At 42.4% G+C, this 14795-nt stretch carries 17 protein-coding genes and 1 other RNA gene; 7 read left to right on the top strand and 11 right to left on the bottom strand.

From position 1 onward, the window contains the following. Positions 1-20 precede the first annotated feature (20 nt). Positions 21-653, top strand: a complete 633-nt coding sequence (locus tag BM232_RS03370; protein WP_091711774.1) for a bifunctional 4-hydroxy-2-oxoglutarate aldolase/2-dehydro-3-deoxy-phosphogluconate aldolase — start codon at positions 21-23, stop codon at positions 651-653. A 49-nt stretch (positions 654-702) separates the two neighbouring features. On the opposite strand, the gene BM232_RS03375 is transcribed toward BM232_RS03370, so the two are convergent. The 4 genes from BM232_RS03375 to BM232_RS03390 form a co-directional block, all read right to left on the bottom strand. Beyond that, positions 703-1452, bottom strand: a complete 750-nt coding sequence (locus BM232_RS03375; RefSeq protein ID WP_091711775.1) for an HvfC family RiPP maturation protein — start codon at positions 1450-1452, stop codon at positions 703-705. After that, complete coding sequence (locus BM232_RS03380) at positions 1445-2293, bottom strand: HvfB family MNIO-type RiPP peptide maturase (RefSeq protein ID WP_091711776.1); 849 nt, start codon at positions 2291-2293, stop codon at positions 1445-1447. Before BM232_RS03380 ends, BM232_RS03375 begins: the two co-directional genes overlap by 8 nt. 63 nt (positions 2294-2356) lie before the next feature. Next, a complete protein-coding gene (locus BM232_RS03385; RefSeq protein WP_245752804.1) occupies positions 2357-3109 on the bottom strand; it encodes a hypothetical protein in 753 nt (250 codons plus the stop codon). A gap of 17 nt (positions 3110-3126) precedes the next feature. Continuing rightward, complete coding sequence (locus BM232_RS03390) at positions 3127-3468, bottom strand: rhodanese-like domain-containing protein (RefSeq protein WP_091711777.1); 342 nt, start codon at positions 3466-3468, stop codon at positions 3127-3129. A 264-nt stretch (positions 3469-3732) separates the two neighbouring features. On the opposite strand from BM232_RS03390, the gene BM232_RS03395 reads away from it, so the two are divergent. Further along, entirely contained in the window at positions 3733-4713 is a 981-nt protein-coding gene (locus tag BM232_RS03395) for an ABC transporter permease (protein ID WP_091711778.1), read from the top strand. Further along, positions 4706-5527: a ferritin-like domain-containing protein gene (locus BM232_RS03400; RefSeq protein ID WP_091711779.1), complete on the top strand. Its 822-nt coding sequence runs from the start codon at positions 4706-4708 to the stop codon at positions 5525-5527. The genes BM232_RS03395 and BM232_RS03400 overlap by 8 nt, the downstream gene beginning before the upstream one ends. Here BM232_RS03400 and BM232_RS03405 read toward each other — a convergent pair whose 3' ends face one another. The 3 genes from BM232_RS03405 to BM232_RS03415 are packed head-to-tail and all read right to left on the bottom strand — an operon-like array spanning position 5528 to position 7656. Beyond that, positions 5528-5839: an RnfH family protein gene (locus tag BM232_RS03405; RefSeq protein ID WP_091711780.1), complete on the bottom strand. Its 312-nt coding sequence runs from the start codon at positions 5837-5839 to the stop codon at positions 5528-5530. It lies immediately after the preceding gene. Beyond that, the gene (locus tag BM232_RS03410; protein ID WP_091711781.1) at positions 5826-6266 is read right to left on the bottom strand and encodes a type II toxin-antitoxin system RatA family toxin; all 441 of its coding nucleotides are present in this window, start codon (positions 6264-6266) and stop codon (positions 5826-5828) included. Before BM232_RS03410 ends, BM232_RS03405 begins: the two co-directional genes overlap by 14 nt. A 22-nt stretch (positions 6267-6288) precedes the next feature. Then, positions 6289-7656, bottom strand: a complete 1368-nt coding sequence (locus tag BM232_RS03415) for a sodium-dependent transporter (protein WP_091711782.1) — start codon at positions 7654-7656, stop codon at positions 6289-6291. Positions 7657-7785: 129 nt separating this feature from the next. Here BM232_RS03415 and smpB point away from each other — a divergent pair, with 129 nt between their 5' ends. Continuing rightward, positions 7786-8265 (top strand): SsrA-binding protein SmpB, encoded by a 480-nt coding sequence (smpB, locus tag BM232_RS03420; RefSeq protein ID WP_091711783.1) that lies wholly within the window; start codon positions 7786-7788, stop codon positions 8263-8265. A gap of 63 nt (positions 8266-8328) precedes the next feature. After that, positions 8329-8666: a transfer-messenger RNA gene (ssrA, locus tag BM232_RS03425) on the top strand. A 136-nt stretch (positions 8667-8802) separates the two neighbouring features. Here ssrA and BM232_RS03430 read toward each other — a convergent pair. Continuing rightward, positions 8803-9039: a hypothetical protein gene (locus BM232_RS03430; protein WP_091711784.1), complete on the bottom strand. Its 237-nt coding sequence runs from the start codon at positions 9037-9039 to the stop codon at positions 8803-8805. Positions 9040-9138: 99 nt separating this feature from the next. On the opposite strand from BM232_RS03430, the gene BM232_RS03435 reads away from it, so the two are divergent. Then, positions 9139-9591 carry an LAGLIDADG family homing endonuclease gene (locus BM232_RS03435; RefSeq protein ID WP_091711785.1) on the top strand — a complete coding sequence of 151 codons (453 nt, stop codon included), beginning with the start codon at positions 9139-9141 and terminating at the stop codon, positions 9589-9591. 142 nt (positions 9592-9733) lie between these two features. Here the strand turns inward: BM232_RS03435 and BM232_RS03440 are convergent, their stop codons facing one another. The 3 genes from BM232_RS03440 to BM232_RS03450 form a co-directional block, all read right to left on the bottom strand. Beyond that, on the bottom strand, positions 9734-11017 hold the full coding sequence (locus BM232_RS03440) for a YiiX/YebB-like N1pC/P60 family cysteine hydrolase (RefSeq protein WP_091711786.1): 1284 nt from the start codon (positions 11015-11017) through the stop codon (positions 9734-9736). Positions 11018-11137: 120 nt separating this feature from the next. Then, a complete protein-coding gene (locus tag BM232_RS03445; RefSeq protein ID WP_091711787.1) occupies positions 11138-12853 on the bottom strand; it encodes an ATP-binding protein in 1716 nt (571 codons plus the stop codon). 21 nt (positions 12854-12874) lie between these two features. Beyond that, positions 12875-13915: an SIR2 family protein gene (locus BM232_RS03450; protein ID WP_091711788.1), complete on the bottom strand. Its 1041-nt coding sequence runs from the start codon at positions 13913-13915 to the stop codon at positions 12875-12877. 463 nt (positions 13916-14378) lie between these two features. Here BM232_RS03450 and BM232_RS03455 point away from each other — a divergent pair, with 463 nt between their 5' ends. Further along, the gene (locus BM232_RS03455) at positions 14379-14678 is read left to right on the top strand and encodes a hypothetical protein (protein WP_091711789.1); all 300 of its coding nucleotides are present in this window, start codon (positions 14379-14381) and stop codon (positions 14676-14678) included. Positions 14679-14795 lie beyond the last annotated feature (117 nt).

Genomic DNA, 14795 nt, shown 5'->3' on the forward strand with positions numbered 1-14795 from the left:
TATTTGGAATAAATTAATCAATGTCTAAAACAATTCAAGAGATCATGAAAGTATCACCGATTGTACCGGTGATGGTTATCAATAATGTTGAACATGCTGTGCCTTTAGCTAAAGCTTTGGTTAAAGGTGGTTTAAAAGTTCTGGAAATTACTCTGAGAACAGATGCAGCACTTGAATCTATTCGTCGTATTAAAGCTGAAGTACCTGATGCCATCGTTGGTGCTGGTACTATCATTAATATTGAAACATTAAATGCGGCGATTGACGCTGGCGCTGAGTTTATCGTCAGCCCAGGCACCACAGAAAAATTGATTGATGCTGCATTAAAAACTGGCGTGCCATTACTACCTGGTGTTGCCGACCCAAGCCAGGCAATGGCACTGCTGGAAAAAGGCATCACAGCCATGAAATTCTTCCCTGCTGAAGCAGCGGGTGGTGTGCCAATGCTGAAATCAATCGGTGCGCCGATTCCACAAATTACCTTCTGCCCAACTGGCGGTGTTAACCAGAAAAATGTGAAAGACTATTACAGTCTGTCTAATGTCGGTTGTGTCGGTGGTTCATGGATGTGTGCGGCAAATTTAGTCGATGCTGAAAACTGGGATGAAATTACCCGTCTTTCTGCAGAAGCGATTGAATTAGCAACTGCTTAAACGCAATTCAAGCTAAGAATAAAAAGCCGGGATTATCATCCCGGCTTTTTTATGCCTGTCTCAACTGCAAAATGCCTTTTGATAACCAATCAGCCATTAAATCTATGGCCCCATTTTTTATTAGCTGAGGGTCAAGTTGTGGCATTGCTTCAACGATGGAATCGATAACAGACTCAACGTTCTCACCTGTCGTGATTCGTTCAAATAGATGTGCACTTAAACCATTAAGCTCAATAAATTTCACTTCATCTGTTTGATTGCGATATACCAACAGAAAATGGGGTGCTTCAGAAGCGGATGTTGGCTGAAAGTCATCACTGATTTGATGCACGGGAAAATCAAAACTCAATAACCAGGCGAGGGGAGAGCCCTGATAAGACATTGCCAGCAAATTGGCTTGTTCATCAATTTCACTGCACTGCCATTCTTCCTCAGCAATACTCAATGCCAATTCAACCCATTCATAATGAGCAAGTTCATGTAAAAAAGGCATGGCGCCATCAACATCATATTGCTGGTTTAAATAATCAATAAACTCTTTTGAAACATCAACAAAGCGTGGTGACTGGCAAAAATGATCTTTCATGAACGATCTGACCAGTGCCTGCCAGTGATTTTCCGGCATCAGCTGCCGTATAACAGGAAAAGCACTGGATAAGGTGTTGTTGATGTTATTAAAAAATAAGTCGCGGTAAATTGCCATCCGACGGCTTTCCAGTTGATCTGGAATAGCCTGATGTTCAGGATCACGAATATAAGCAGCAAACTGATACTGTGTTTGTTGAAAATGATTAGCCATGCTGAGCCTGTATAGTTTGAGGCTGTTGTTGGTATTGTCTGATGATGGCCATTTCATCAAATAAATGTGACAACGACGGAATATTAAAATCCCGCTCCAGCAGGGTGGGAATGACGCCATGAGTGTTATATGTGTGACTCAGTAGTTGCCAGACAGGATCCACAATATCGGCACCATGAGTATCAACAATCAAATCATCTGCTTCATTGTAATGACCAGCTATATGCAAATACGCAATGCGATCAGTTGGCATAGCATTGATAAAGGTTTGGGCATCATAACCATGATTAATACTGTTCACATAGACATTATTCACATCCAATAACAGATCACAGTCAGCTTCTTCTAATATCTGACGGGTAAAATCAATTTCACTGATTTCCTGACCGGGAGCGGCGTAGTAAGACACATTTTCTATGATGAGTTTTCGTTCGAGAATGTCCTGGACCTGTTTAATGCGTTCAGAAACATAATGAACCGATTCCTCAGTGAACGGAATCGGCATTAAATCATAGAGGTGACCATCATCACTACAAAAGCTCAAATGTTCGCTATAGCTGACGATTTGATGCTTATCAAAAAACTGCTTTAACTGTTTTAGAAAATCGATATCTAGTGGTGCAGGGCTACCGATAGACAGTGATAAACCATGACATAACATGGGAAAGCGTTCGCAAGCGGCTCGGAAATGCTTGGCATACTTGCCTCCCAGCCCCATCCAGTTCTCTGGAGCCACTTCCATAAAGTCGATATCAGGATTGGCCGAGTTTAACAGCTCATCAATAAATTGTCGGCGTAGTCCAAGGCCTGTTCCTGAGACCGGACATGATGGAAGCGCCATTTTATTCTCCTGCAGAATGTTGTCTTAAGAGAAGACGGTTTCATGCTGCGATTGTTACAGCTGTTAGTCTAAATTAATCTCAAACATGGTTCTGTCCAAGCCGACATTACCAGTTTTGCTGTCAATCACATAAAGAATTGCCTTGTAATGGCCACTCTCTTTCAATTGGGTTTTTGCAGAGAAAATTCCAATAGGTCCGGTAAAGCTAAGAGGAATTTCATCAATCTTTTTCTCGTCCTGCATCAAAATGGCTTTTGCTTCGTAGTTTTTAGGATCCCATAAACCATTTTTCTTAATTGGGCAGCCACACATTAATGAGGCATCCAGATAAAACTCAACGACACCACCTTGTAACACTTGTGTCCAGCCATCAGCAATAAAGCCCGGCATCTTTATGGTAATACCATCACCAAGCAGATCTTTACCGGGAATCAACCAGGTAGTGATGCTTGCTTCTTGTAGAGATTGTCGATAGGCGTATGGGCCAAGCAGAGTGATTTTTACTAAACGTGGTGCGTCAATATCGACTGTAGATAGATAACCAGCCGTGTTTTTATCCGTTAATACCTCACCGCGATGAATGGGGTTTTTGATCAAACGATCAGTATCACCTGTGCCACCATTTATCCAACCTTCATCAAGTAACTCATCGGTTTCGGCATCTTTAACTGTCACCCGAACACCACCGACACTGGTGCCAATATACTTGGCATCATTAGCCATCGCTCTGATCATAAGCTGCGTTGGTTCTGCATAAGAAACCATAGGCATGAGGGTAGATGTGAGGAGTAGCAGTGCGTATTTACGAAGATTCATTGGTATATTCCTTTAATTTAAATCTGCTGCCAGGCTTCATAGCCACCGGCTACTGAGTAAACCTCTTTATAACCCATTGACTCTAATGTCTTAGCTGCTAATGCAGAGCGGCCACCTGTTTTACAATAGATAATGACCGGAGTTTCGAGATTAGCAAGTGACGGGTGAGAATCAAGTGAAAACTCTAACATTCCCCTGGGAATATGAATGGCACCGGAGATATGGCCGGCATCAAATTCAGCGGGTTCTCTGACATCTATCAGTGTGGCATTATCAAGCATCGATGCGGCCTGTTCACAACTGATTTCTTTAATTTCACTCTTAGCCTGTTTGACTAAATCCATTGCTGTTAAGCTCATAGTAACCTCGTTATGTGTTTTATGATCATAGGCAGTACACGATAACAAAATTTGTGTATTAGTAAATGCTAATTTTGAAAAGTGTTTGAAAGATGCATTTAGATGAACATTTGAAACTCTGATCGATAAGCATGCCAAATGGAAGTATGCAAAGATGTAATAGCTCTTTCTCAATGAGTGTCTTAGCGTCATAATGTGAAACAGATAAACCGCTGACTTGATAGATAAAGTCCTGCATAACTTATGAAACAACCTGGTTAACCTATGTTTGCTTACATTGTCAGAAGGATTCTTTATGCATTTCCCATTTTAATCGGGGTCAATGCACTTACCTTTGCTTTATTTTTTATGGTCAATACGCCAGATGATATGGCGCGTATGCATTTAGGAGAGAAGCACATCACCCAGGAAGCCGTTAATGTCTGGAAAGAAGAAAGAGGCTATGACAAAGCATTACTCTGGAATAATAAAGAGCAGGGATTAGATAAACTCACACACACTATTTTCTTTGAAAAATCATTAAGTTTGTTTGCTTTTGAATTTGGGCAGGCAGACGATGGCCGCGATATCGGCGAAGATATTCATACACGTATGTGGCCCAGTTTGGCCTTAGCTGTCCCTATTTTTATTATCGGCATGCTAGCGAATGTCACTTTCGCTATGTTGATGGTGTTTTTCAGAGCCAGTTATCTTGATTTAAGTGGTGTCATTCTCTGCGTTATTCTGATGTCGGTTTCAGGCCTGTTTTACATTATTGGTGGTCAGTTTCTGGTCGGTAAAATCATGCAGTTGGTGCCGATTTCTGGCTATGCTCAGGGATTGGATGCTTTTAAATTTATCATCCTGCCGGTGTTTATCGGCATTGTCTCGGGTATTGGCTCTGGTTCGCGCTGGTATCGCACTTTATTTCTAGAAGAAGTCTCAAAAGACTATGTGCGTACAGCACGGGCAAAAGGTTTATCAGAAGTCCGGGTGTTATTTGTTCACGTGTTAAAAAATGCGATGATTCCTATTCTGACTGGGGCTGTAGTTGTCTTACCCACCTTATTTATGGGAAGCCTGATCCTCGAATCCTTCTTCGGTATTCCGGGCTTAGGTAGCTACACCATTGATGCTATCCAGGCTCAAGACTTTGCGATTGTCAGGGCAATGGTGTTTCTGGGCTCGGTTTTATACATCGTTGGTCTTGTGATGACCGATATTTCATACACTTTAGTCGATCCACGAGTCAGATTAGATGGTTGATAAGATTGATGTCCGACAACAGGCTTTAAGCTGCTTGTTGATGAATGACCCATGGCAAAAAGCACACGAAACCCAAGCACTTTACGAGCAGATCATTAAAGAAGGCTTTCTTCTCAACCGACAGCCGTTGCATGTACCCACCGTGCCGGGCCGACCTGAAAAACCCGATCTAGTACCGCCGAAAGAGCTACCTAGACGGCGTAATAATCAGCAAACAGGTCATGCCACACTGATACATGCTATCTGCCATATTGAGTTTAATGCCATTAACCTGGCTCTGGACGCTACAGCCCGTTTTGCTGAGATGCCCGAGGCTTTTTACCAGGACTGGATGCAGGTTGCCTACGAAGAGGCGCATCATTTCTTATTATTGGATGAGCATTTACAAACCATGGGCTTTCACTACGGTGACTTTCCCGCTCACGATGGTATGTGGGAAATGGCGCAAAAGACACATCATGATCCATTAACCAGAATGGCACTGGTGCCTCGGGTATTAGAGGCGAGAGGGCTTGATGTTACACCGTCGATGATGAATAAGTTAAAAAACTCAGGTGATATCAAAGCCTTTGATATTCTGACTTTGATTCTGCAAGAAGAAATAGGCCATGTGACGATTGGCACCCGTTGGTTTAACTATCTCTGTGAGCAACGCGGTGTTGATCCTTTCGAGACATTTAAAACCTTACTGAATACCTATTTTAACGGGGAAATTCGCGGGCCATTCCACACTGAAGCCAGGTTAGATGCTGGGTTTACTGAGCAGGAAATGGAATTACTCGAATCTCAAGCGGTTTATAAAAAACGGGGCTGATTATTCAGCCCCAGCTTTTTTCTTTTTCTCCATCTCAGCTTTTTGCCGACGTGATTCTTTAGGATCAGCAATCAGCTGACGGTAGATTTCAATACGATCTTTATTATTCAGCTCAGCATTAAGTTTGCACATTTTGCCAAAAATGCCGACTTTATCTGTGCTTAAGTCAATCTGTGGGAAACGCTCCAAAATACCAGACCGTTTAATGGCGTCTTCAACCTGACAATCTTTTGGTACTTCAATAGGGATAATAATTTGCTCATTAGGTAAGGCATAAGCTACCTCAATGTGCATTAAATCAGCGTTTTCCATAGATTTCCTGTGCGCGTTTACAAAATGCTTCCACTAATGAACCTGATATTTGTGTAAAGACAGGGCCCAGTGCCAAGTCTAATAAGCGGGTTGAAAACTCGAAGTCCATATCTAGTTGAACTCGGCAACCTTGATTCTCACCTATGGGTTTGAACTGCCAGTGACCTTCAAGATGGCGAAAGGGGCCATCAATTAACTCGATACGAATGGCATTGCCATGGTCGAGGACATTGCGAGTAGAAAATTCATGATGAATGCCGCCTTTGGCTATATCCAGTGAGGCGCAGATAACATCTTCATTTTTACTGATTATTCTGCTGTCGCGGCACCAAGGTAAAAACCGTGGATAGGCTTCAACATCATTAACCAAATCAAACATTTGATCAGGTGTATACATGACCAGAGAGCTTCGTGTGATGGTAGTCATTGAAATCCGGTTACGTCATTAATTAATTCAGAAGACCGATAAGATTGGCAAAGACAATCATAATTGCAATCGGTGTAATAAAACGTACAAGTACTCGCCAAGTCGAATACAACAATCCGTCGCCTAATCCCAGCTCATCCATCGAGCTATTCCGCTTCATTACCCAGCCTGCAAACAAGGCTATCAGTAATCCGCCCAAAGGCAACATAATATTCGCTGTGAGGTAGTCAAGCAACTCAAACATCGTCAATCCGAACAATCGCCAATCCCGACCAACGTTAAATGAGAAAATCGTCAACAGACCCAGAAACCAGATGATGACACCTGAACACACACTTGCTTTTAACCGGGTCATGTTTTTATTTTCAACCAGCCAGGCCACTATAGGCTCTACCAGTGAAATACCCGAACTCCAGGCTGCAAATAATAATAAGATGAAAAAGATACCGCCAAAGAACTGCCCACCGGGCATATGACCAAAGGCAATCGGTAGTGTGTCGAAAATCAAACCCGGTCCAGCCGATGGCTCAAGCCCGTTAGCAAACACCAGTGGAAAGATTGCCAGACCTGCCAGCAAGGCAACCATGGTATCCATAATAGAAATAGTCAGAGAGACTTTGAAGATAGAAGCATCTTTAGGTAAATAAGAGCCATAAACCATAATGGCGCCCATACCTAAACTTAAGGTGAAAAAGGCGTGACCCATCGCAATAAGTACACCAGTATGCGTTAATTTAGAAAAATCGATGGCAAATAAAAACTGCACACTCTGATCAAAAAATTGTCCGGTATTGTAACCATAACCGACCAACATCAATATGATGATAAACAGAGCAGGCATGATAATTCGCACAGACTTTTCTAAACCATGTTGGACACCCCGAACCACAATGCCGACGGTCATCAGCATAAATATCGTATGCCAGGCTAGTAAACGTTCTGGATCATTCACTAAGGCTTTGTGAATACTGATTGCACCATCGGCAGTCACGCCTTCAAATACGCCAGCGAAGGCGCGGGGGATATACGCCATAGCTTGACCGGCAATCACACTATAATAAGAAAGAATCAGAAACCCGGTGAGTACGCCCATGCCACCAAGCCATTGCCAGTTTGTACTTCGGCCTTCCTCTTCAGCAATCGACTTTAAACTATTAATGGGATTTTGCCGGCCGCGTCGACCAATCAGAATTTCAGCCATCATCAGTGGAACCCCGATAATAGCAATACACAGCAGATAGACTAGAACAAAGGCACCGCCACCGTTCTCACCTGTGATGTAGGGGAATTTCCAGATGTTTCCCAGGCCAACAGCCGATCCTGTTGCTGCAAGAATAAATGCCCAGCGAGAAGTCCACTCGCCGTGAATCGACTTGGTTGGTCTAGCCATTCGGTCGCCTCAAAAAAGTAAATTCATTCGATTGTACCCAAAACGTTTGGCTTTCAACAAACCGCACTCATTTTGGTTTCGTGAATGATAAATAATGAAGCCGCTGTTTAAACACTCTATAATATGCGGATGGCAGCGAAAAAGAACAAAAAGAAAGTAGGCGAAAACACCATCGCAGTGAACCGTAAGGCACGGCATGACTTTTTCATCGAAGATAGATTTGAAGCAGGACTGGTTCTCGAAGGATGGGAAGTTAAAAGCCTGCGTGATGGAAAAGTGCAGCTCAACGAAAGCTATGTCCACGTTCGCAATGGTGAAGCCTGGTTAGCCAATGCGCTGATCACTGCATTAAAAACCGCATCAACCCATATCAAACCAGAGCCACAACGTGACCGTAAGTTACTACTGCATCGTGCTGAGTTACACAAACTTATCGGTGCGGTAGAACGCAAAGGTTACACACTTATTCCATTAAATATGTACTGGAAAAAAGGCATGGCCAAGATTGAAATTGCGCTGGCCAAAGGTAAACAACTTCACGATAAACGCGCAACTGAAAAAGATCGCGACTGGAATCGTGATAAAGCCAGAATTCTGAAAGCAAGATAAGTTTTCACTGGTTGAAAAACACCTAATCCGATACAATATACGAGTTCAACACTTTGGGGGCGACCTGGCTTCGACGGGGATTACAAAACCTAAGGTGCATGCCGAGTACTTCAGTTCTCTCGTAAAAAAGACTGGAAATAAATTAGTTGCTAACGATAACAACTACGCACTAGCTGCTTAATAACCAGTGAATGCCGTCCGACCAGATCCGTGCTTGTGCGTCTGGTATCGGGCGTCGACTCTCACAAGATCGTCTCAAGGTATGCTTGGTACTAAGAGATTAAAACCTTACAAGATCGCTACTTGTTTTCCCTGTTCATCGGGTAGCAGGTAGTTAAATCAATAGATGAAATAAGCATGTAGATCCGAAGGCGGAGGATCTGCGGACGCGGGTTCGATTAGTAAAATGGTCGCCATAGGGAGTGATCCCTATTGGAAAAAGAGAGCTCATACGGTGAACGCTACGGGACAAGGGTCCTATGCCAACGCCGTCCGGTGAATGGGAAACCAGTAAGCCGGCTAGAGACTCATAGGTTCCTAACGAGACTTGTCTTCATGGAATACTAGGGTGGGTTGAAGGTAAAACCGATACTCACAAACGCTCTCCATCTGATAGATAGCTATCAGATGAAGGAATAGTCCAGGCCTGAATGAAAATTCAGGAATCACTGTCCCGCCGCCTCCACCAAATACAAAACAACCACCTTCGGGTGGTTTTTTTGTGCCTATCGATCTGTGACGTAAGTTAGGTAGAGCAATAGCGAAACCTAACATTTGATATCTTGTATGATGTTGTTCGTTGAGTTTTATGCTTCAACTCAACTTAAAATCTATTTATTAAATGCCAGATAGCCCAACAGACGAGGTAATGGAATGTCTCTCTACAAGGTTACAGCTGAACTCTCAGCTATTGATGCTGCATATATTGCAGGACTTATAGATGGTGAAGGCACAGTCACCCTTTGTCGCAAACATAAAAATGAAAACAGACAACTGTCAGTGACGATTAGCAACACAGAGCGAGAGTTATTAGATTATGTACTGACTAAATTAGTGGTTGGGAAAATCACTAAAAAGAAAACAGCCCAAAGCCACCATACACCAAGTCTTACGTATGCTATCTATAACCGCCAGGCTCTGAGTTTACTGAAACAAATAACCCCATACCTTCGAACATATAAGAGACATCGCGCAGAGTATATTCTGCAACATTACCTAAATGTCACTCCACGTAATGGCAAATACAGCAAAGAATTGCTCAATGCTCGCAAGCAATTTGAGGAAAAAGTGTTGAATATCCTTCCAGCGAAAAAAACAACTAAATAAGTCATTTAAGCGATTATTGGTTGGAGCATGAAGTTAATATTCTTAGGGCAATCTGTAGGGACTACAAGCTGGACAAAAATTAAGTTTGCTGACCCCTTGATTCATTTATCTATCAGCTGACTCGAAAGCCTACTTTTTTCGCTTACTGAAGAGAAATGAAAGGCTCTCCGGCTGCTCGACGAATTGAAACACAATCATCACATAGTCTGAGAGTGTCAGGGCCAGCGATAGGGCGATTTTCTTCGTCTAAATAATAATCAATTGCTGGAGCATCACCGCAAACCGAACAGACATTAGTATTACCATATATTTCGATAATAGCTCGGGTCATCATCGCTTTGGGTGGGTCCCATTGTTCCATAGAACTGAACCACTCATCAGTGTGTGGCACGAGGTGAACAGGTTGAGGACGAGTAAGAAGTCCCTTTGATTCAAGCCACCTTGATGCAACACTTACACGTTGTTGATGGAGTCCAGCCAAATGTTCGTACAACTCAGCCATCTTTCTGAAATATTGGAGCTCATATTGTCTTGACAAAACTACATAGCCAGCGCGACTGACTATATATCGATTTGTGCCACCTGGCTGATCCTGCAACACATCCAAGCAGTATTTTTCAATTTCCTTCATGGGTAATTCATTCATTAGTCTGAGATAATACTGCCATTGATTCTTATCCAGCTCGATTTTCCAGATTGAGAGATAACCAGAATCAATTAGTACTTGGCAGAAGTAGTTGTCTTGCTCAGGATGACTCAATAGATGATTGTTGAGATCTTCGAATGTCTGAATGTCTGAATTTTTTTTACGGGCGCTATCTAGTAATTTATTGATTGCGTCTCGCATGAGCTGAGGGACGTCATCACGCTCACTCCAAAATTCGATCTCTTCCTCTGCAACTTTGACGCAAGCATTAGGTACTGGAGATAGCAGAGAGCTGTTCATGAGCTCTGAGGGAGAGCAATAGTTCGGGTTTGTGACTAATTGAATATTAGCGTGCGAAAAGGCTTGTGCTACAAGTCTTGAGCAAAACTGTTTCTTGCTCCATTGCTTAGTGCCGCCTATTAATGTCTGTATCGCCTCTTTAGTTGTGTACTCGGCGCCAATTTGTCTGCGTAAGTAACTTATGACTTTGTTGAGATTGGCTTCAGATATACCAGATCGGAGACGTAGGGCGTAGATTGAACATTCTTCTTCGAAAAATAGCCGCTGTGTATTTCGTGCTTGAACACCTTCGTTTGTTGCGTCTATAACAGATCGATTCTGAACATACACCATAGCATGTGAGATATCGCTTCTTGTCGCTATGCGAATCGCTTTACTGACAGTTGCTGTAGTAGTTGTAAGCAGAATATCACCTGGCTTAAGCACATCATCATTTAGTCGCTTGAGGTATGTTTGTTCATTGCTATTCCTTGTACTCATACAAACGCCTTTTCCCGAGTTCAATCATTTTAAAGAGCACACAAAGCTTATTCTTGCTGTTTTTAATTCAGCTATGTAAGCATTTAGTACTCCCATTTAGCTTAAGCAGACATCGATAACTTATTCAGTCGAGACTTCTTGGCGTCTCCACGCGTCCAGTACCGCTGCTACATTTATATCCACATGCTCTTTATTCCACTCTGTGTAAAACGAAGTGTCCTCGCTATGTGGTGTTGGGTCGGGAGGATCGATTTTAATTCTTGTTGGCATCATTACCGACTCACCCAACAAGATACATTCACCCCGTCTAAGAGTTGCAAACATACTAGTTACTCCTCGAACAGAGTCAGGAAGCAGATTTTTTACGTAGCCCTGATCATCGGGATTGGATATTCGAAGACAGAGAAATGAGTTACATTGTGAGAGAATCGTGGCGGATACCTCACGAGGTCTTTGACTAATAACTGTCAAACTAATGCCGTATTTTCTCCCCTCTTTTGCAATTCGTTCTGCGGATTCACGAGCTGGTCGTGAGTTTGCATCATGCTCATTTAGATAAATATGAGCCTCGTCAGCAAAAACTGCTATTGGGTAAGAAGAGTGGTTAACACGTCTATACCAATATGAGAAATCAAACAAACAACGCAGAATCAAGGAAATAACAGAATTCCTGACATCAAAGGGAACTGGACTTAGGTCAATGATCACAAGCTTCTTACGGTTCTTTGATTGCTCACCAAGTAACCGTCTGAAAAGATCTTCCATTGAAGCACTCGTTGCATAAGTTTTAGGATGGAATATGAGGTCATACCTGCGGTCATTTAGACGAGAATCAACCCGCATAAGAAGACGGGTAAATTGGCCAAAGAGCGGACCTTGTTTTTCTTTGTTGTTGTGGCCCAGGACCATCTGCGTGTCCAAACGTCTGAACTCTTGCAAAATTTCATCAAAATCAAAATAAACAGGTGTATCAATAGTGATTTTTTCTAGCCCGAGTTTCTGATTTTCTGCGTTACTCTCCTTCGATGATTGGAGTAACTCTTTGAATTTTGCAATTTGATTTGGTGCTGCGGATTCACTTCGATCAACCATTAGACCAAGCAGCTCTTCGCTGTTCATCAACCAGTAAGGGAGTTCAATATCATTTCCTGAAATGACGTCCGCTTCGTCACCAAATGCAGCCGAGTATTCACCATGAAGATCTAGTAGCACGGTAGTGGATTGAGGGAATGCAGCTACCTTTTGTAGAAATGATGCAACTGCCCATGATTTACCACCACCAGTTTGACCAAGAATTGCGGCGTGTCTTGATAGAAACGCATCAAGATTAATGTTTGCGGCTTGACTTGGAATTAGAGAAAGATGTCCAAGAGAGAACGTTCCCTCGGCATATTGTTTGTAAATTTTGTTTATCGTAGATGGTGAAACAGCAAAAGCAGGGGAGTTCACTGTGGGCAGAACATCGGTCCCTCGCTCAAAGGTACCAGCAGGACTGAGAGTTCCTACAGGTACAGCAGAAGCCACACGTTTGTGTTCTTCGATTATTGCATGGCCTTCAGCGCTGGCAGTTCTTATTTCACTCTGAAGTGGATTGGACTCCTTCATGTCTATGGATGTGATCATTGTTAGCAGTCTACCTGATGGTAAGCCAACCGATATGAAAGTACCTGGCTGTCCAATCAGAAGGGGAGTAGGACCTTGTTCCATTGGAAGGTTTATTATCATCGTTGGCGGGACACCCTCCCCAGAACCTTCCCCATCTGAGTAATCAACTAGCGACACATATATTCGCTCACCTGAGACACCTACTATTTTACCTATTCGATAATCACTCATAGTTCAATTCCTTTTATGTGTTTATGGTGTCATTAGCTCAACTAGAGAACTGAATTTCCACAGATCAGTACCTGAACTCGTTGTGTTTCCATCTATGAGGCACTTGTCAGGAAAACCAGCGTGGAATGCTGGAAACTTCATCAAGTCTGAGAGGCATTGAGGCTCCTGACCACAAAGTGCAACCAGCCTGATTTGTCCTGCTTGAAGCTTTGGGAAAAGTAGTAGGTCATTAATGTGTTTATCACCAAAGCTAAATCCACAGCTCACAAGGTATTTACAGTTCAAACCAAGTGTGCGGGAAGCGCGAGTAAATAATTGATCAAAAGGGTCTGCTAGCGTTTCTATTACTTTTCTGCGACGAGGAAGGATCATAGCCCTTTTGGAAGATGCATTACTTAAGTCTAAACCGCTTTCAAACACTTTATCTCCATCTGAAAGCCAGGAAATGGAGCCATGAAGCTTTAGAATATTTAAATGAAGCTCTGGTCTTTCAGAGAATCGTGATTTATCAACTGAACCTCTCTTGAGTTCAAATACTGATGGGTCAAACAGCCTACGCAATGGACCATCAAAACCTGTTTCAACACGAAGGCCTACATACCCGGCTGCCAGCTCGAATAAAACATCGTAGTTTGTTGTAATGAGGGTTACTGTGGTGGGAGTTCCTTGAGCTCTTTTTTTGAGGGCCTCTAAAAATCGGATGTGATACTCGAGATCAGGCTCAGAGACAGAGAGAATATTTTCAACTATTAGGTCTCTAATTTCATCTTCAAGAACTTGATATTTAGAGTCATGTGTTGCGACAAGGTATTCTGTTACTAAATCTGAAAGATCTTCAATATTGGGTGTTCCCTCAACCGGATCATAACTTAACCCTTTATCGCTCAAGATTTGCTCAACTAAAGCCTTGTTGACAGTGCTAAGGTTGTCAACTACAGCTTTTGTTAAGTCTGGCATTAAGGGATACCCAGCTTCTTTAGAAGTACCAGCGCCAAATAAAAAACCTATCTTATTCAGGCCGGTCTCAATGCCGGGTAGAAGTTGAGACAGAGAGAAGCTCATTAGAGTCTAAATTTCCATTTATGTATTTCAGTCCATAGGTTCGAGTTCTTTTTAAGCCTAAGAGACTACCTGAATAATCTTCATCCCGTCCATATATGTCAGGAACAAATACTTGAATTATGAACGTGACTCCAATCCGAGCTAGCTCAAACATGCTGACAATTTGGGGCAACTGTTTATATTCATAATTAATATAATGATTAAAAACAATAACATATTATTCTTGTTGAATTGACACCGCCAAATATAAATCACCACCCCTCGGGTGGTTTTTTGTGCCTGACGATCTGTGACGTAGGTTTGGTTGAAACATAAAACCCAACAAAAGAAACACCACTCAAAGTCTCAAATATTGGGTTTCGCTACAGCTCTACCCAAACCAACTAAGTTTCATTTTTTGCTGAGGGATTTACTTGAAGTATTTATAGTCTATTCATCTCAATCGCGTTACGAGGTGATAACGATGAAAAAAGTATCGATAGTGTGTTTTATGCTATTTAGCGCAATGGCTCATGCAGATGAACTGACGATAGAACAAACCTGTGAGGGTTGGTCGAATAAAGCTGCGAAGTTTATGGAAGTTCGGCAAAACAATGTACCCATCTATGATGCGTTGAAAATGACGGTGGGGAATTATTCTCGTGGCTTGATGTTGCGTGCTTATAATCAAGCGGTTGCTGATGAAGAAAGTAAGAAGCAAGCTGTTATCGATAACTTTGCTGAAATGATTGAAGATGAGTGTTTAAAGGGCCAGAGTGAATAGATTGTCGCTGTATAGACTTGTCGCATCATCCTGATTAAGCTCAACCCGTCGATGTATTTATTGATACCAGTCTTTACCTTCAGAATTAAGATTTAACAGCGTCTACTCAATTTTTAA

It is taken from the genome of Methylophaga sulfidovorans (assembly GCF_900114205.1).
In the GTDB taxonomy this organism is placed as follows: domain Bacteria; phylum Pseudomonadota; class Gammaproteobacteria; order Nitrosococcales; family Methylophagaceae; genus Methylophaga; species Methylophaga sulfidovorans.